Genomic DNA, 16,683 nt, shown 5'->3' on the forward strand with positions numbered 1-16,683 from the left:
GTGCGAGAGTCTTTGGTAGGGTTCCCGCTCAAAAGACTCACCCCCATCACGCCCGCACCGCCTGCAATTGCGGCTCGCTCTCGATCCGCCCCGACCGAATCGCGATCTGCCGCGAGCACCGCGCCGCCAGTGCCGGGTCGTGCGTCACCAGCATCAAGGTCATGTCGCGCTCGACGGCCTTGGCGAACAGCATGTCGGCGATCTGCCGGCCCGTCGCCTGGTCGAGGTTGCCAGTCGGCTCGTCGGCGATGAGCAGGCGCGGCGAGGGCGCAAGGGCCCGTGCGATGGCGACGCGCTGCTGCTCGCCGCCCGACAATTCGCCCGGATAATGCGTCAGCCGATCCTTGAGGCCGACCTCAGTCAGCTCCCGCTCCGCAATGGCGAAGGCGTCGTCACGGCCGGCAAGCTCCAGCGGCACGGCGACGTTTTCGAGCGCCGTCATATTGGGGATCAGGTGGAAGGACTGGAAGACGATACCGACATTGCGGCCGCGAAAGGCGGCAAGCTGGTCCTCGCTCATCGCGGTCAGATCTTCGCCGGCGATCCGGATCTGCCCGGCATCGATGCGCTCCAGCCCGGCGAGCACCATCAAAAGCGTCGACTTGCCCGACCCGGACGGGCCGACGATGCCGGCCGTCTCGCCGGCGGCGATGTCGAGGCTGATGCCCTTCAGGACATGGACGGACGATGCGCCCTCGCCGAGCGTGAGCGAAACGTCTTTCATCTCGATGACGGGTTTAGTCACGGCCGATCGCTCCTATATGCGCTTTGAAGCGGGAACGGTCGTTCCCTGACGGGCCGGCGAACCGGCTGGTTTCATATGGGTTGTGGGTGATGGCGTTCAATTCTTCCATACGCGTTTTGGTCGTAGGCGCGCTGGCGCTCGTCGCCGGTGTCGCCTCGGCGATGGCCGAACCGGTGCGGATCGTGGCCTTCGGTGACAGTCTGATGGCCGGATACCAGTTGAACCCGGGCGAATCCTTCCCCGAAAGGCTGGAAGAAGCGCTGAAGGCGCGCGGTCACGATGTGGTGATCGCCAATGCCGGCGTCTCCGGCGATACGACGAGCGCGGGCCTCGCCCGCCTCGACTGGTCGGTGCCCGACGATACACAGCTCGTCATCCTGGGGCTCGGCGCCAACGACATGCTGCGCGGCGTCGACCCGGGCGTCACCGAGCGCAACCTTACCCAGATGATGGAACGGCTCGATGCCCGCGACATCGACGTGATGCTGATGGGCATGCTCGCCGCGCCCAATCTCGGCGCGTCCTACGGCACCCGCTTCAACGGCATCTATCCGGGCCTCGCCAGCCGCTTCGACGTCGAGCTCTACCCCTTCTTCCTCGACGGCGTGACCACCGTTTCGGGCATGACGCTCGACGACCGGATGCACCCGAGCGCGGCCGGCGTCGACCGCATGGTCGAGGGCGTGCTGCCGATGGTGGAAGCCTATATCGAGGCGCAAGGGTAACGTTAACGGTTGATGAATTACGCTGCGCTGCAAAATCGCTTGCGGAACGAAGCCGCCGGTGATTCGCTTGTAGTCAGACGCAGTCGATTCGAGGAGGGCCAGAGCCGGTCTCGAAGTACCGGTGAAAAGTCCCGGACGGCAGATGCCGCACTACAAGCGTCGTTTTTCGCCGACCGGTTCGCCGCCCGATCTTCGGGCTGACATCCCGGCTTCGGCGCCCTTCAGGCAAACTCGGCGTCGAAGCGGCCAAGGCCGCCTGCTCCCGTCAGCAGCCGGCCGGATTTGGGGAAGGACCAGACCATGCCGCGACTTTTCACCGCTCTCGAAATTCCGCGCGACGCCGCCCTTTCGCTCTCCCTCTTGCGCGGCGGCCTGCCCGGCGCACGCTGGATCGACCCCGAGAATTATCACCTGACGCTGCGCTTTTACGGCGACGTGCCCGGTCATGTCGCCGACGAGATCGCGGTCGCGCTCGACCGTGTCCACCGGCCCCCCTTCACGCTCTGCCTGTCCGGCGTCGGCGCCTTCGGCTCGAAGAAGCCGCATTCGGTCTATGCCCGCGTCGCGCCCTCGCCCGAACTCAACGCGCTTCAGGCCGAGATCGAGCGGATCGGCCAGCGCCTCGGCCTGCCGGCGGATGCGCGCAAATTCACCCCGCATGTCACGGTCGCACGCCTGCGCAACGTCTCGCCGGGCGAAGTCGCGCATTACCTGTCCATGCGCGGCAATTTCTCGACCGCTCCGTTCCGGGTCGGCCGCTTCGTCATGATGTCCTCGCGCGATTCGATCGGCGGCGGCCCCTATGTGGTCGAGGAGGCATGGCCGCTCGACCGGGTCGAGCAGACGGCGCGCGGCGGCTGGGCAAGCATCCCCCAGCCGGCATGGACGCCGCGCTGATGGCGACGGACGCCCTCGCGGAAACGGAAATCCCGGCAGCGCTCGAAACGCTGCCGGACTGGACGCGCGACGCGGATGGCAAGGGCATCTCGCGCAGCTTCAAGTTCAAAAATTTCAGCCAGGCCTTCGGCTTCATGACGCGCTGCGCGCTTGCCGCCGAAAAGGCCGACCACCATCCCGAATGGTCGAACGTCTACAACCGCGTCGACGTGCGCCTGACCTCGCACGATGTCGGCGGCCTGTCGCAGCGCGACGTCGACATGGCCAAGCGCTTCGACAAATTGTTCGAGGCTTGAAGCGGTTTCGCACTGATCCCATTTCTCAACCGTTGAACGGGATCGAAAACCGATGAAGCAGGCGACAATCGACGACATTCTGCAGCCGGGCGACCGGCGCACCAACGAGGAGCGCGCGCGCCGCGTGGCGGGCGGCTTCTGGCGCACCTTCAAGCGCGCCTCGCGCCACATCCCCTTCGCCGACGAACTCGTCGCCGCCTATTATTGTGCGCTCGACCCGAAAACGCCCTTGCGCGCGCGGGGCACGCTTCTGGCCGCGCTCGCCTATTTCGTCCTGCCCTTCGACCTGGTGCCGGATTTCATCCTCGGCCTCGGCTTCACCGACGACATCGCGGTGCTGACCGCCGCGATCGCGAACATTCGCGCCCACATCACGCCCGAACATCGCGACGCCGCGCGCGACGCGCTCGACCGTTTCGAGCGCTCGGCCTGATCAGTCGGCCGTATCGACCTGCGCATCGGCTTCCAGCGCCTTGCGCATCCGCGAGAAGGCCAGCCTGATCCGCGACTTGACGGTGCCGAGCGGCAGTCCGGTGCGCTCCGCGATCTGGCTGTGCGTCAGCCCGGCGAAGAAGGCGAGGCGGATCAGTTCGATCTGCTCGGCCGGCAGCGCGGAAAGCGCCAGCTGCACCCGCTCGTCGCGACGCGCGCCGTCCACCGCCTCGTCGGCGGGTTCGGGCGCGTCCGGCTCGAAGATCGGGTCGGCAGGATCGAGCCGATGCGATTTGTCACGGCGCAGGAGGTCGATCCGCCGGTTGCGCGCGATGCGGTAGAGCCATGTCGCGAGCGAGGACTTCGCCGGATCGAACAGATGCGCCTTGTGCCAGAGGACCGACATGACCTCCTGAGCGAGGTCCTCGGCCTGCCCCCGGTCCATCCCAAGACGCTGCAGATGGCCGTTCACGCGCGGCGCGAAATGGTCGAACAGGATTTCAAAGGCGGCCCGGTCGCGGTCGACGGCCACGCGAGCGGCCAGCCTTGCGTGGTTCTGTGCAGGCGTCGTCGTCATGCGATGCGGAAAACTCTCCCGAACGGCCTTGCTGCCGCTGTTTCGGGCAAGAGTAAGCGGCGTGTCTGGCGCGCGCAACCGTCAACTTCGCAGCCAACTTCACGGCCTGACACATTCAGTCAAAATCTTGCCGCGTTTGCCCGGTTCAACATCCGGTCAGGGACGACGGGCGCGCAGGGCCACGGCACGGATGCGCCCGTGCAATCAGAACTGACCCTGAGGCCGGGCGACCGGATGAGGGGAGGGGAAGCTCGGGGATCGGCAAGCCAGCGCCAGCCGGTTTATTCTTTGGTAACCCCGTTTCCGTAAAATTCGAGGCAATCCGGGCCTCAGCGCCCGTTTCGTTAAGCAGTCCAAAACGATCAGACAGGGATCAAAGATAAGCCATGCGCAGAACAATCGCGACACTCTCCTGCCTCAGCATGGTCGCTCTCGCCACGCCGGCGCTCGCCCAGTCCGCGACCAAGATCGGCCAGCACAATGCCTGGGGCACCTATTCCTACGAGGGTGATGGCGGGCGCGTGTGCTATGTGCTGACGGTTCCGACCGACAAGCAGCCGACCAGCCTCAACCATGGCGACATCTTCTTCTTCGTCAGCCAGAAACCGGGCCAGAACGTCTCCTACGAGCCGCAGTTCATCGCGTCCTACAATCTGCAGGACAATTCGAAGGTGACGGTCCAGGTGGGCAATTCGACCTATTCGATGTTCACGCGCGGCACCTCCGCCTGGCTCGAAAACGCCGCTCAGGAGGGCGAGCTGATCGCCGCCATGCGCGGCGGCGCCGACATGAAGATTTCGGCGCGCTCCGGCCGCGGCAACGAGACCAACTACACCTTCTCGCTTCGCGGCATCACCGCCGCCCTCTCCTCGATCCAGAACTGCAGCTAGGATCGGCTTGAGAAACGCTGAATTGGCCGGGGCGAAAGCTCCGGCCTTTTCATTTGCCGCAACGTCGCTTATGTGAGCGCCACCGACCGGCCGGCCCTCGCGCCGCCCGATTAGCGGCGACGTTTCGTTCGTGATAGGAACGATTGACGTTCAGCCGCCGCGATTGTCCCGATTTCCGAGATCACCGACCGATGACCCTGACGCTCGACCTGACCCAGCCCGCCACCCGTGCCGCCCTTCGCCCGAAGAGCGCCGAGAAGCCGTCGCTGATCGGCATGTCGCGCGAGGAGATGGCCGCGGCGCTGGGCGAGATCGGCATTCCCGAAAAGCAGCGCCGCATGCGCGTCCAGCAGCTCTGGCACTGGCTCTATGTGCGCGGCGTCGCCGATTTCGCGCATATGTTCAACATCTCCAAGGAACTGCGCGGCAAGCTGGCCGAAGCCTTCACCATTGCCCGGCCGGAAATCGTCGAGGAGCAGATCTCCGAGGACGGCACGCGCAAGTGGCTGTTCCGCTTTCCCCCGCGCGGCGCCGGCCGCCCGGTCGAGATCGAGACCGTCTACATTCCCGAGGAAGGGCGCGGCACGCTGTGCATTTCGAGCCAGGTCGGCTGCACCTTGACCTGCACCTTCTGCCACACCGGCACGCAGAAGCTGGTGCGCAACCTGACGGCCGAGGAAATCCTCACCCAGTTGATGACCGCCCGCCACCGGCTCGGCGACTTTCCCGACCGCGACACGCCGGACGGCGCGATCGTGCCCGCCGAAGGGCGCAAGATCACCAACATCGTCATGATGGGCATGGGCGAGCCGCTCTACAATTTCGAGGAAGTGAAGAAGGCGCTGCTGATCGCCTCCGACGGCGACGGGCTGTCGCTCTCCAAGCGCCGCATCACGCTCTCCACTTCCGGCGTCGTGCCGGAAATCTACCGCACCGGCGACGAACTCGGCGTCATGCTGGCGATTTCGCTCCACGCCGTGAACGACGATTTGCGCGACCTACTGGTGCCGATCAACAAGAAGTATCCGCTGCACACGCTGATCCAGGCCTGCCGCGACTATCCCGGCCTGTCGAACGCACGCCGCATCACCTTCGAATATGTGATGCTCAAGGACATCAACGATTCGCTGGAGGACGCCAAGGAACTCGTAAAGCTCCTGCGCGGCATTCCCGCCAAGATCAATCTGATCCCGTTCAATCCGTGGCCCGGCTCCAACTATCAGTGCTCCGACTGGGAGCAGATCGAGAAGTTCGCCGACTACGTCAACGCCGCCGGCTACGCCTCGCCGATCCGCACCCCCCGCGGCCGCGACATCCTCGCCGCCTGCGGCCAGTTGAAGTCCGAATCCGAGCGCATGAAGAAATCGGAGCGCCTGGCGCTCGAGGCGATGATGATTGCAGGCCACGGCGAATAGGCCGGCGAGGATGGATCGCCTCGTCACCTACATCGTCCGCTTCATCGCGATCCTTGCCGGTTTCGTCGTCGCCTGCCTCGCCGCAAGCTTCTTCCTCAGTTTTCTCTTCGCCTCGACCGTCGTCGCAATTATCCCGGAACTGTCCGAGGCGGCACGCCCGACGCTCTTCGTCACGGTCCCGTTCCTCGCCCTGATCATCGGCAATTTGTCCTTCGGCGCCTTCCTGCTGGTCGCCGTCGCAGCCGAGCTTCTGGGCTGGCGGTCCTGGCTCGCCCATGCGCTCGCCGGTGCGCCGGTCGCGCTTTACGCCGGCTGGCGGATGGCCGAAATACTTGATGCGCCAGGCGCTGCCAACGATCCCGGCCTGATGCTGCTGACGGTCGCCGCCGGCCTCGTCGGCGGCATCGCCTATTGGCTCGTCGCCGGTCGCAATGCGGGCCGCTGGCGCGACGAGCCTAGCGCGCCTGCGTCATGAGAATGCGCAGCGCGAAGGCCGAGAACACGCCTGCGAACACATAGTCGATGACCCGCGTCACGCGCGGCGAGCGCTTCAGGAGCGCCGAAAAGCTGTCGGCCGCGATCACCATCGGCACCGTGATCGGCAGCGACAGCGGAATGAACAGCGCGCCGAGGAAGAACAGCTTCGCGGGCGCATCGGGGTCGGATGCCGAGACGAACTGCGGCAGGAAGGTCATGAAGAACAGGATGATCTTCGGATTGAGCAGGTTGATGCCGAGCCCCGTCGCCCAATTGGCGAAGAAGGAGCGCTTCGCCCGCGCCTCCCCGGTGCCGGGCGAGAAGGCCGATCCGTGCCGGATCGCCTGATAGGCGAGCCAGACGAGATAGAGCGCACCGACGAGCTTCAGGACGAAGAAGGCCTCGGGCGAGGCGACGATGAGCGCGGAAAGCCCGAGCGCGACCAGCGCCGTGTGGATGACGATCCCGGTCATCGCGCCCAGCATGCAGGCAAACCCAGCCGCCCGACCCTCCGACAGCGCGCGGCCGACGAACAGCGTCATGTCGGGCCCCGGCGTGATCGCGATGACGATCGTGGCGATGGCGAACTGGACAAGCATGGCGGTGGTCGGAAGGAATTCCATGGGCGTCATCCGGATCAGAAAAGGCAGTCGCGATCATATTAGCCATTAGTCGTATGCGCCACACATCGCGCGACGGCCGCTTGCGTTACTTAACGTAATAGCTATCCTCCGCGGCAGGGCCGGCGAGAAATGCCGGCGCTGTCTTTGGGAGGAGACCAATATGGAAAACAGATCGCTTTCGCGCCGGAAATTCCTCGGCGCAGGTGCAACCACCGTTGTCGGCGCGACCGCCGCCAGCGCGCTGGCCGCACCCGCCGTGCTCGCGCAGGCACCCGTCACCATCAAGATGCAGACCTCGTGGCCTTCATCCGACATCTGGATGGATTTCGCGCGCCAGTACATCGAGCGCGTCGAGAAGATGTCGGCGGGCCGCATCAAGTTCGAGCTTCTGCCGGCCGGCGCCGTCGTCGGTGCCTTCCAGGTTCTCGACGCCGTCAATGACGGCATCATCGACGCCACCCACACCGTTCCGGTCTACTGGTACGGCAAGCACAAGGCGGCCTCGCTCTTCGGCACCGGCCCGGTCTTCGGCGGCAGCGCCACGACCATGCTCGCCTGGTTCCACCAGGGCGGCGGCAAGGAGCTCTACCAGGAGCTGACGCAGGACATCATGGGCCTGAACGTGGTCGCCTTCTACGGCTTCCCGATGCCGGCCCAGCCCTTCGGCTGGTTCAAGGAGCCCGTCACCACGGTCGCCGACATCAACGGCTTCAAGTACCGCACCGTCGGCCTTGCCGCCGACCTGCTGCAGGAAATGGGCATGAGCGTCGCGCAGCTTCCCGGCGGCGAAATCGTGCCGGCGATGGAGCGTGGCGTCATCGACGCCTTCGAGTTCAACAATCCCTCGTCGGATCTTCGTTTCGGCTCGCAGGACGTCGCCAAGCACTACATCCTGTCGTCCTACCACCAGGCGAGCGAATCCTTCGAGTTCATGTTCAACCGCGACGTCTTCGACGGGCTGGACGACGATCTGAAGGCGATCCTCGAATATGGCGTCGAAGCTGCCAGCACCGCCAACACGGCGCTCGCGCTCGACAACTACTCGGCCGATCTCGTCAAGCTGCAGGAAGAAAGCGGCGTGACGGTGCACCGCACGTCGAGGGAAATCCTCGCCGCGCAACTCGAAGCCTGGGACAAGATCATCCCCACGCTCGAGGCCGATCCCTTCATGAAGAAGGTGCTCGACAGCCAGCGCGAATGGGTCGAACGTGTCACCTTCTACGAACTGATGAACTCGGCGGACCTGGCGCTTGCCTACGAGCATTATTTCCCCGGCAAGCTGAAGATGGAAGGCTAAGGGCCGAGCCCGGAACCTTCTTCTTGTCCGGCTCCTGTTCGTCAGGGGCCGGACTTTATCTGTAACGGGATTGGCAGTTCATGCTCCGCTTCATTGCATTCGCCGACGAGTTGTCGGCGTGGTTCGGCAAGGTTTTCGCCTGGTGCATCGTCATCATGGCTCTCGGCGTCGGATACGAGGTTCTCGTCCGCTACGCATTCCGCGCCCCGACCCCCTGGGCCTTTGATCTGAGCTACATGATGTACGGCACGATGTTCATGATGGCCGGCGCCTACACGCTGTCGCGCAACGGACATGTGCGCGGCGACTTCGTCTACCGGCTCTGGCAGCCGCGCACGCAGGCCAAGATCGAGTTCGTCCTCTACTTCTTCTTCTTTTTCCCTGGCGTGCTCGCTCTCGTCATCTCCGGCTGGAAATATGCCAGCCGCTCCTGGGGCTACATGGAAGTCAGCACGATGAGCCCGGCGGGAATGCCGATCTACCAGTTCAAGACCGTCATCGTCGCCGCGGGAACCCTGCTCCTGATCCAGGGCATCGCGCAGGTCTGCCGCTGCCTCGTCACCATGCGGACCAACGAATGGCCGCAGCCCGCGCCTGACGTAGAGGAACTCGAAACCATCATGCTGCGCGAAAACGCGCCGGTGCTTCAACACGGCAGCGAAGCCGTCGATGTCGTCACGCCGAAGGAGCCCCGCCCATGAGCGATCCCGTCATTGCCCTGGTGATGCTCGGGCTGTTCATCTTCGTCATCATGCTGGGCTTTCCGATTGCCTTCACCTTGATGGCGCTGGCGATCGGCTTCGGCTACTACGCCTATTTCGACGCCGGCCGCATGTGGGCGCCGTACAACCGGATGCTCGATCAGGACGTGTCGTCCTTCGATCTGTGGCAGTCCTGGATCGGCGGCTTCTTCAACAACCGCATCTTCGATCTCTTCGTCAACCAGACCTATTCGGTCATGGCCAACGACGTCCTGACCGCGATCCCGCTGTTCCTGTTCATGGGCTACATCGTCGAACGCGCCAACATCGTCGACCGCCTGTTCGAGACGCTGAGCATCGCCACCCGCCGCGTGCCGGGTTCGATGGCGGTCGCCGCGCTCATCACCTGCGCGCTCTTCGCCACCGCCACCGGCATCGTCGGCGCCGTCGTCACGCTGATGGGCCTGCTCGCCTTCCCGGCCATGATGAAGGCGCGCTACGACACCAGCTTCGCCTCGGGCGTCATCTGCGCCGGCGGCACGCTCGGCATCCTGATCCCGCCCTCGATCATGCTGATCGTCTACGCGGCGGCGTCGGGCACCTCGATCGTGCGGCTCTATGCCGGCGCGCTCGTTCCCGGCTTCCTGCTGGCGGGCATGTATCTCGTCTACATCATCATCCGCGCGGTCATGCAGCCGAGCCTTGCGCCAAAGCCCGTCGAACCGGCGGAGCCGATCCCGCTCGGGCGGCTCATGTGGATGATGCTGACCTCGTTCTTCCCGCTCGCCGTTCTCATCATGTCGGTGCTGGGCGCGATCCTGTTCGGCCTCGCAACGCCGTCCGAGGCCGCGGCCATCGGCGCTCTGGGCGGTCTCGTCCTGGCGATCGCCTACCGCGCGCTGACGTGGCGAAGACTGCGGGAATCGGTCTATCTGAGCGTGCGCACGACGGCGATGGTCTGCTGGCTGTTCGTCGGCTCCTGGGTCTTCGCCTCCGTGTTCTCCTATCTCGGCGGCGAGCATGTCGTGCGCGACTTCGTGGTCGGCATGGACCTGACCCCGTTCCAGTTCCTGATCCTGGCCCAGTTCATCATCTTCCTTCTGGGCTGGCCGCTCGAATGGTCGGAGATCATCATCATCTTCGTGCCGATCTTCCTGCCCTTGCTGGTGATCTTCGAGATCGATCCCCTGTTCTTCGGCATCCTGATCGCGCTCAACCTGCAGACGTCGTTCCTGACACCGCCGATGGCGATGTCGGCCTACTATCTCAAGGGCATCGCCCCGCCGGAGGTCCGCCTGACGCAGATCTTCGCCGGATCGCTGCCCTATGTGGGCATGGTCTTCATCACCATGGCGCTGCTCTACATCTTCCCGCAGCTCGTCTACGGCCTGCCCCAGGCGATCTACGGAAGATAGGAAAGGACGCTTCGATGCTTGCCAACAGACTGGCTCCGCCGCTCGCCCTGATCGGGTTCGTCGCCTTCTTCGCGGTCATCTTGTGGAAGGTGCCGCGGCTCGACCTCGGCATGGTCATCGCGATCGGCATCGCTGCCGTGCTCTACGATCTCTACGAGACGGCCCGCCGAGGGGTCCGCTCGAAGCGGGCACGCATGCACGACCTGTAGGACACGGCCCGGGCCGGACGCCTTGTCCGGCCCGCCATTCCTGCTAAAAGGGCGACCGGACGGGCTTTGGCGCCCGAAACGGAATTCATCGCAGGCAGGTTCCCGAATGTCGAAATGGAAAGACGTTAAGAAGGTCGTGCTCGCCTATTCGGGCGGCCTCGACACCTCGATCATCCTGAAATGGCTCCAGACGGAGCTGGGCGCGGAGGTCGTGACCTTCACCGCCGATCTCGGACAGGGCGACGAGTTGGAGCCGGCCCGCAAGAAGGCCGAGATGCTCGGCATCAGGGAAATCTATATCGAGGACGTGCGCGAGGAATTCATCCGCGACTTCGTCTTCCCGATGTTCCGCGCCAATGCCGTCTATGAAGGCACCTACCTTCTCGGAACCTCGATCGCCCGCCCGCTGATCTCCAAGCGCCTCGTCGAGATCGCCGAGGAGACCGGCGCCGATGCCATCGCCCACGGCGCGACCGGCAAGGGCAACGACCAGGTCCGCTTCGAGCTCTCCGCCTACGCGCTCAACCCCGACATCAAGGTCATCGCGCCGTGGCGCGATTGGACCTTCAAGTCGCGCACGGACCTGATCAATTTCGCCGAGCAGCACCAGATTCAGGTCACCAAGGACAAGAAGGGCGAGGCACCTTTTTCGGTCGACGCGAACCTCCTGCACTCCTCCTCCGAGGGCAAGGTGCTGGAAGACCCGTGGCAGGAGCCGCCGGAATATGTCCACCAGCGCACCATCTCGCCGATGGATGCGCCCGACAATGCGACGGATGTCGTCATCACCTTCCGCAAGGGCGACCCGGTCGCGCTTGACGGCAAGGAAATGTCGCCGGCGACCCTCTTCGCCGCACTCAACGACCTCGGCCGCGACAACGGCATCGGCCGTCTCGATCTCGTCGAGAACCGTTTCGTCGGCATGAAATCGCGCGGTGTCTACGAGACGCCCGGCGGCACGATCCTCATCGCCGCGCACCGCGCCATCGAATCGATCACGCTCGACCGCGGCGCCGCGCATCTGAAGGACGACATCATGCCCCGCTATGCGGAGCTGATCTATAACGGCTTCTGGTTCTCGCCCGAGCGCGAGATGCTGCAGGCGCTGATCGACAAGAGTCAGGAAGACGTCGAGGGCGAAGTGCGCCTCAAGCTCTACAAGGGCAACGTCATCGTCACCGGCCGCCGCTCGCAAAAGTCGCTTTACTCAGATGCTCTGGTCACCTTCGAGGACGACCGCGGCGCCTACGACCAGAAGGACGCCGAAGGCTTCATCCGCCTCAACGCCCTGCGCCTGCGCACGCTGGCGGCAAGAAAGCGGCAGGGCTGAGCCCCGAATTACGATCCATAAAAAAGGGCCCCTCGCGGGGCCCTTTTTCTTGTCCGGATCTCCGTCTCAGTTCGCGTCGATCTGGCGTCCGAGCACGGCGATCGCCTGCTGGTAGACGCTGGCGGCGTTCCAGCCCTGGATCGCCGCGAAGTTCGGCTCGCCCGGCTGGTAGCCGGCGCCGGCGCGCCAGCCATGGCCGCGCAGGAAGTTGGCGGTCGAGGCGAGCGCATCGGCGCGGCTGTTGATCAGGTCGATGCGCCCGTCGCCATCGCCGTCGACGCCGTAGCGCACGACGTTTGCCGGCAGGAACTGCGTCTGGCCGATTTCGCCATGCGCCGCGCCCTTGGCCGCCGGGTTGAGGTTGCCCTGGTCGACGAGCTGCAGCGCACCGATCAGGTGGCCGGAAAAGAATTCCGAACGCCGGCAGTCATAGGCAAGCGTGGCGACGGCGGACAGGATGTTCTCGTTGCCGAGGAAGCCGCCGAAGCCGGTTTCCATGCCCCAGATCGCCATCAGCGGGCCGGCCGGCACGCCATAGACGCGCTCGATGCGGGCGAGAAGATCGGCGTTCTGGCGCTTGAGCTGCGTGCCGCGCGAGACGATGGCGTTGCCGCCGCGCCGCTCGAGGAACTGGTCGAGCGTCAGGGTGAAGCCGCCACCCTGCTTGCGATCGGCCGCGATGGTGCGCGTCGCGTAGCTGGTGCCCTGGAGGGCCGAGACGCCGCGCTGCCCGATGCCGTTCGATGCCGCGCGCTGTGCGAACTGGCCCTTCCAGGCCTCGAAGCCCGCGCCGTCATTGCCGCATTGCTGCGCCTGGGCGAGCGACACGCTCGCTGCCAGTGCCACGACTGCGCCCAGCAAAATCTTTCCCCGTCCTGCCATCCGTCTGCCTTTCGAAATGCCTGAGATGAAGTGTGGCCCCTGCGGGCGCGTGGACGCAAAAGCGTCGGCCTGCCGATCACTCTTGCATACGCTTCTTACCCGCACGTTATCCCGTCGTGGTTGTCCGATCATGTTGACCGAATTGTGATCCGCCCGCAAACAAGCATCGCGCCGCGGAACCAGGGGGCTTTCACGCCGTTGTTACCGCGAAGGTGACACCCCCCTGCGGAGAACACGAACATGAAGAACATCCTGACCTCGTCGGCGGCCATCGCCGTCGTGCTGCTGGCCTCGTCGACGGCCTTTGCACAGACCGCCGTGACTGCCACGACTGACCTCAACGTGCGCGCCGGCCCCGGCCCGCAATACCCGATCGTCGGCTCGATCGCCGCCAGCGGCGAAGCGACGCTCGCCGGCTGCCTCGAAAATTCCAAGTGGTGCCAGGTTTCGGCCGCCGGTGCGGAAGGCTGGGCCTATTCCGACTATCTGATCGCCGACAATGCCGGCGCGCAGATCGTCGTCACCGAGCGTCCGGCCGAGATGATCCCGGTCGCGACCTATGAGGAAAGCACCGCCACCGGTGCAGGCGCGATTTCCGGCGCCGCCACTGGCGCGATCGCCGGCGCACTCGTCGCAGGCCCCATCGGCGCAGCCGTCGGAACCGTTGCAGGCGCCGCGACCGGCGGCCTGACCGAAGGCGTTCTGACCGACCCGGACCCGCAGCTCCGCACCTATGTCATGGAGAACGAAGTCGAGCCGGTCTATCTCGACGGCGAAGTCGTCGTCGGTGCCGGCGTACCGGATACGGTCGAGATCCGCGAAATCCCGGACTACGACTACCGCTACGCCTACATCAACGGCCAGCCGGTCGTCATCGAGCCGGAATCGCGCCGGATCGTCTACATCGTCCGCTAAGCCCGGACATTTCGCAGGAAGAGCCGTCGGCCGCGTGCCGGCGGCTTTTCTTTTGCGCCGCGTGCCGATCGCCGGAACGGCTGCGATTGTCGCGAGTTTCCCGGTTTCGACGCCCTCTCCCGGATGATCCTCCCATGAAGCTCTTTTCTTGCCCGCAATGTTCGAGCCGTCTCTATTTCGAGAACGGCATGTGCCTCGCCTGCGGCACGGCCGTCCTCTACGACCCGATGCAGGAGAATTTCGTCGTGACGGGACAGGGCGGGTTCACCTGCACGAACGCCCTTCCGGCCGCCTGCAACTGGGTCGCCGAAATCGAGGGCGGCTTTTGCCGTGCCTGCTCCTTGAACCAGACCATCCCCGACCTGTCGATCCAGGGCAATCCGGAGCGCTGGGCGCATACGGAGGCGGCCAAGAAGCGCGCCGTCTACCAACTCCTCCATTTCGGTCTCGACGCCTTTCCCAAGGCGAACCCCGGTGACGAGGTGGGCCTCGCCTTCGACTTCCTGGCGGACCCGATCGGCGCGGGACCGGGAGGCGAACGCGTCCTGACCGGCCACGACAACGGCCTCATCACGCTCAACGTCGCCGAAGCCGACAGCCCCGAGCGCGAGAAGATGCGCGTCGCGATGGGCGAGGCCTATCGCACGCTGCTCGGCCATTTCCGCCACGAACTCGGCCACTATTACTGGGATCGCCTGATCCGCGACGACGGGCAATGGCTCGACCGTTTCCGCGCGCTCTTCGGCGACGACACCGAGGATTACATGCAGGCGCTGCAGCGTCATTACGAGGCGGGCCCGCAGCCCGGCTGGGAGCAGAACTACATCTCGCACTATGCCGCGAGCCATGCCTGGGAGGACTGGGCCGAGACCTGGGCGCACTATCTCCACATCTACGACACGCTGGAAATGACCGCCGCCCTCAACATGCCACTCGGCCGTCTCGACACCGCGGTCGAGCACGATCTCCCGCCGAACGAAGGCGAATTCGCCGATCAGCCCGTCGCAGCCCATGCCGCCGACCCCGAGCCGCCGGCCGATTTCGACGAGCTCCTGACCCGCTGGCTGATCCTCTGCGAGGCATCCAACCAGATCAACCGCTGCATGGGCCTGCCGGATCTCTACCCGTTCGTGATTTCCGAACCGGTCGCCGAGAAGCTTCGTTTCGTCCATGAGTTGATGGCGGAGACGCGCGGACGTTCGGGGCCTCATTGAACGGGGAGTAGGGGAGTAGGGGAGTATTTGGGCGTGCGAGTGCGAGCGCAAGCCGCTCGCTTTGTTCGCCAGGCCCTTTTCTTAACCTACTCCCCTATTCCCCTACTCCCACTCCCCTCCGTCTGCCGATTGACTCCGCCACAGAACCGCGTAAAACCCCTGCCGAACGGGAATTTCGCAATGCGCGGCCTCATACTGGCATTCATGGCCTCTTCGCTCGCCGCCTTCGGGCACGACGAGACGCGCGCGCGCCTTCGTTCGACTCCGGCCACCAAGCTCTTCAAAACCACCACCAAAACCGTCTGATCCACTGGCCTTTCCGATCTCTCCCCGGTCTGGCCAGGGAGAAGGTCCGCTTCATGGCCGGCGGACGGTCTCACGGTCGAAGCGCGGAGAGATCGAGGATCAACGATATGGGTTTCAAGATCGCAGTCGTAGGCGCCACCGGCAATGTCGGGCGCGAAATGCTGAACATTCTGGAAGAGCGCGGCTTTCCGGCCGACGAGGTCGTGGCGCTCGCCTCGCGCCGCAGCCAGGGCACGGAAGTCTCCTATGGGGACCGCACCTTGAAGGTGCGCGACCTTGCGCAGTACGACTTTTCCGACACCGACATCTGCCTGATGTCGGCCGGCGGCAACGTGTCGAAGGAATGGTCGCCGAAGATCGGCCGCCAGGGCTGCGTCGTCATCGATAACTCGTCCGCCTTCCGCTACGACCAGGACGTGCCGCTGATCGTGCCCGAAGTGAACCCGGACGCAATCGACGCCTTCACGAAGAAGAACATCATCGCCAATCCGAACTGCTCGACCGCGCAGCTCGTCGTGGCCATGAAGCCGTTGCACGACAAGGCGACGATCAAGCGCATCGTTGTTTCGACCTACCAGTCTGTCTCCGGCGCCGGCAAGGAAGGCATGGACGAGCTCTTCACCCAGACCCGCGCCGTCTTCGTCGCCGATCCGGTAGAGGCCAAGAAGTTCACGAAGCGCATCGCCTTCAACGTCATCCCCCACATCGACGTCTTCATGGATGATGGCTCCACCAAGGAAGAGTGGAAGGTGATGGCCGAGACCAAGAAGATGCTCGACCCGAAGATCAAGGTCACCTGCACCGCCGTGCGCGTGCCGGTCTTCATCGGCCATTCCGAAGCGGTCAACATCGAGTTCGAGAACCCGATCACCGCCGACGAAGCGCGCGAAATCCTGCGCGACGCCCCCGGTTGCCTCGTCATCGACAAGCGCGAGGACGGCGGCTACGTCACCCCGCTCGATTCGGCCGGCGAGGATGCGACCTATATCAGCCGTATCCGCGAGGACCAGACCATCGAAAACGGCCTCAACATGTGGGTCGTCTCCGACAATCTGCGCAAGGGTGCCGCGCTGAATGCGGTCCAGATCGCCGAACTGCTGGTCGCGCGCGGGTTGATCCAGCCGAAGAAGCAGGCGGCCTGATCGAACTGGAAATTGAACGCAAAAGGCCGGGTTCACGCCCGGCCTTTTTGTTTGCGGTTTCCACGAAGGGCGACCCCCACCCTTTATCCCTCCCCACAAGGGGGATCGTTGCAAAATCGGTGTAGCGAGCATTTTGATGCTGCACGAAGGCGTTTGTCTGCGGTTTTCGCAGCTTGGCCCGACCCGGTTGGCCTG

At 64.6% G+C, this 16,683-nt stretch carries 20 protein-coding genes; 16 read left to right on the forward strand and 4 right to left on the reverse strand.

From position 1 onward, the window contains the following. Window positions 1-46 precede the first annotated feature (46 nt). Entirely contained in the window at window positions 47-724 is a 678-nt protein-coding gene (locus tag ACT6QU_RS10740) for an ABC transporter ATP-binding protein (protein ID WP_444565416.1), read from the reverse strand. 110 nt (window positions 725-834) lie between these two features. On the opposite strand from ACT6QU_RS10740, the gene ACT6QU_RS10745 reads away from it, so the two are divergent. From ACT6QU_RS10745 to ACT6QU_RS10760, 4 genes are all read left to right on the forward strand, one after another. Beyond that, complete coding sequence (locus ACT6QU_RS10745; protein ID WP_444565399.1) at window positions 835-1,470, forward strand: arylesterase; 636 nt, start codon at window positions 835-837, stop codon at window positions 1,468-1,470. 300 nt (window positions 1,471-1,770) lie between these two features. Continuing rightward, complete coding sequence (gene thpR / locus ACT6QU_RS10750; RefSeq protein WP_444565400.1) at window positions 1,771-2,367, forward strand: RNA 2',3'-cyclic phosphodiesterase; 597 nt, start codon at window positions 1,771-1,773, stop codon at window positions 2,365-2,367. Continuing rightward, window positions 2,367-2,663: a 4a-hydroxytetrahydrobiopterin dehydratase gene (locus ACT6QU_RS10755; RefSeq protein WP_444565401.1), complete on the forward strand. Its 297-nt coding sequence runs from the start codon at window positions 2,367-2,369 to the stop codon at window positions 2,661-2,663. Before thpR ends, ACT6QU_RS10755 begins: the two co-directional genes overlap by 1 nt. A 52-nt stretch (window positions 2,664-2,715) precedes the next feature. Next, the gene (locus tag ACT6QU_RS10760; protein WP_444565402.1) at window positions 2,716-3,096 is read left to right on the forward strand and encodes a YkvA family protein; all 381 of its coding nucleotides are present in this window, start codon (window positions 2,716-2,718) and stop codon (window positions 3,094-3,096) included. Here ACT6QU_RS10760 and ACT6QU_RS10765 read toward each other — a convergent pair whose 3' ends face one another. Further along, window positions 3,097-3,672, reverse strand: coding sequence for a sigma-70 family RNA polymerase sigma factor (locus ACT6QU_RS10765; protein WP_444565403.1), 576 nt, complete (start codon window positions 3,670-3,672; stop codon window positions 3,097-3,099). 386 nt (window positions 3,673-4,058) lie between these two features. Here ACT6QU_RS10765 and ACT6QU_RS10770 point away from each other — a divergent pair, with 386 nt between their 5' ends. The 3 genes from ACT6QU_RS10770 to ACT6QU_RS10780 all read left to right on the forward strand — a co-directional run bounded on the left by ACT6QU_RS10770 (window position 4,059) and on the right by ACT6QU_RS10780 (window position 6,452). Then, on the forward strand, window positions 4,059-4,562 hold the full coding sequence (locus ACT6QU_RS10770; RefSeq protein WP_024588340.1) for an invasion associated locus B family protein: 504 nt from the start codon (window positions 4,059-4,061) through the stop codon (window positions 4,560-4,562). Between the two features lie 191 nt (window positions 4,563-4,753). Then, window positions 4,754-5,977 carry a 23S rRNA (adenine(2503)-C(2))-methyltransferase RlmN gene (rlmN, locus tag ACT6QU_RS10775; protein ID WP_444565404.1) on the forward strand — a complete coding sequence of 408 codons (1,224 nt, stop codon included), beginning with the start codon at window positions 4,754-4,756 and terminating at the stop codon, window positions 5,975-5,977. Between the two features lie 10 nt (window positions 5,978-5,987). Next, entirely contained in the window at window positions 5,988-6,452 is a 465-nt protein-coding gene (locus tag ACT6QU_RS10780) for a hypothetical protein (protein ID WP_444565405.1), read from the forward strand. On the opposite strand, the gene ACT6QU_RS10785 is transcribed toward ACT6QU_RS10780, so the two are convergent. Next, window positions 6,433-7,077 (reverse strand): LysE family translocator, encoded by a 645-nt coding sequence (locus ACT6QU_RS10785; protein WP_444565406.1) that lies wholly within the window; start codon window positions 7,075-7,077, stop codon window positions 6,433-6,435. The genes ACT6QU_RS10780 and ACT6QU_RS10785 overlap by 20 nt on opposite strands. Window positions 7,078-7,237: 160 nt before the next feature. Between ACT6QU_RS10785 and ACT6QU_RS10790 the strand changes: the two genes are divergently transcribed. From ACT6QU_RS10790 to ACT6QU_RS10810, 5 genes are all read left to right on the forward strand, one after another. Then, entirely contained in the window at window positions 7,238-8,374 is a 1,137-nt protein-coding gene (locus tag ACT6QU_RS10790) for a TRAP transporter substrate-binding protein (protein WP_024588334.1), read from the forward strand. 80 nt (window positions 8,375-8,454) lie between these two features. Continuing rightward, window positions 8,455-9,075, forward strand: a complete 621-nt coding sequence (locus ACT6QU_RS10795) for a TRAP transporter small permease subunit (protein WP_444565407.1) — start codon at window positions 8,455-8,457, stop codon at window positions 9,073-9,075. Beyond that, window positions 9,072-10,490 carry a TRAP transporter large permease gene (locus ACT6QU_RS10800; RefSeq protein ID WP_024588332.1) on the forward strand — a complete coding sequence of 473 codons (1,419 nt, stop codon included), beginning with the start codon at window positions 9,072-9,074 and terminating at the stop codon, window positions 10,488-10,490. The genes ACT6QU_RS10795 and ACT6QU_RS10800 overlap by 4 nt, the downstream gene beginning before the upstream one ends. A 14-nt stretch (window positions 10,491-10,504) precedes the next feature. Next, on the forward strand, window positions 10,505-10,699 hold the full coding sequence (locus tag ACT6QU_RS10805) for a hypothetical protein (protein WP_444565408.1): 195 nt from the start codon (window positions 10,505-10,507) through the stop codon (window positions 10,697-10,699). A 106-nt stretch (window positions 10,700-10,805) separates the two neighbouring features. Further along, window positions 10,806-12,029 carry an argininosuccinate synthase gene (locus ACT6QU_RS10810; RefSeq protein ID WP_444565409.1) on the forward strand — a complete coding sequence of 408 codons (1,224 nt, stop codon included), beginning with the start codon at window positions 10,806-10,808 and terminating at the stop codon, window positions 12,027-12,029. 66 nt (window positions 12,030-12,095) lie between these two features. On the opposite strand, the gene ACT6QU_RS10815 is transcribed toward ACT6QU_RS10810, so the two are convergent. Beyond that, window positions 12,096-12,911 carry a lytic murein transglycosylase gene (locus ACT6QU_RS10815; protein WP_444565410.1) on the reverse strand — a complete coding sequence of 272 codons (816 nt, stop codon included), beginning with the start codon at window positions 12,909-12,911 and terminating at the stop codon, window positions 12,096-12,098. A gap of 240 nt (window positions 12,912-13,151) precedes the next feature. On the opposite strand from ACT6QU_RS10815, the gene ACT6QU_RS10820 reads away from it, so the two are divergent. From ACT6QU_RS10820 to ACT6QU_RS10835, 4 genes are all read left to right on the forward strand, one after another. Continuing rightward, on the forward strand, window positions 13,152-13,826 hold the full coding sequence (locus ACT6QU_RS10820) for a DUF1236 domain-containing protein (RefSeq protein WP_024588328.1): 675 nt from the start codon (window positions 13,152-13,154) through the stop codon (window positions 13,824-13,826). A gap of 134 nt (window positions 13,827-13,960) precedes the next feature. Next, on the forward strand, window positions 13,961-15,040 hold the full coding sequence (locus ACT6QU_RS10825) for a zinc-binding metallopeptidase family protein (protein WP_444565411.1): 1,080 nt from the start codon (window positions 13,961-13,963) through the stop codon (window positions 15,038-15,040). A 180-nt stretch (window positions 15,041-15,220) separates the two neighbouring features. Then, complete coding sequence (locus ACT6QU_RS10830; RefSeq protein WP_444565412.1) at window positions 15,221-15,346, forward strand: hypothetical protein; 126 nt, start codon at window positions 15,221-15,223, stop codon at window positions 15,344-15,346. Between the two features lie 107 nt (window positions 15,347-15,453). Continuing rightward, window positions 15,454-16,488: an aspartate-semialdehyde dehydrogenase gene (locus ACT6QU_RS10835; protein WP_444565413.1), complete on the forward strand. Its 1,035-nt coding sequence runs from the start codon at window positions 15,454-15,456 to the stop codon at window positions 16,486-16,488. The last annotated feature ends 195 nt before the right edge of the window (window positions 16,489-16,683 follow it).

Origin of the sequence: Aliihoeflea sp., assembly GCF_052435475.1 — a bacterium.
Lineage (GTDB): Bacteria > Pseudomonadota > Alphaproteobacteria > Rhizobiales > Rhizobiaceae > Aliihoeflea.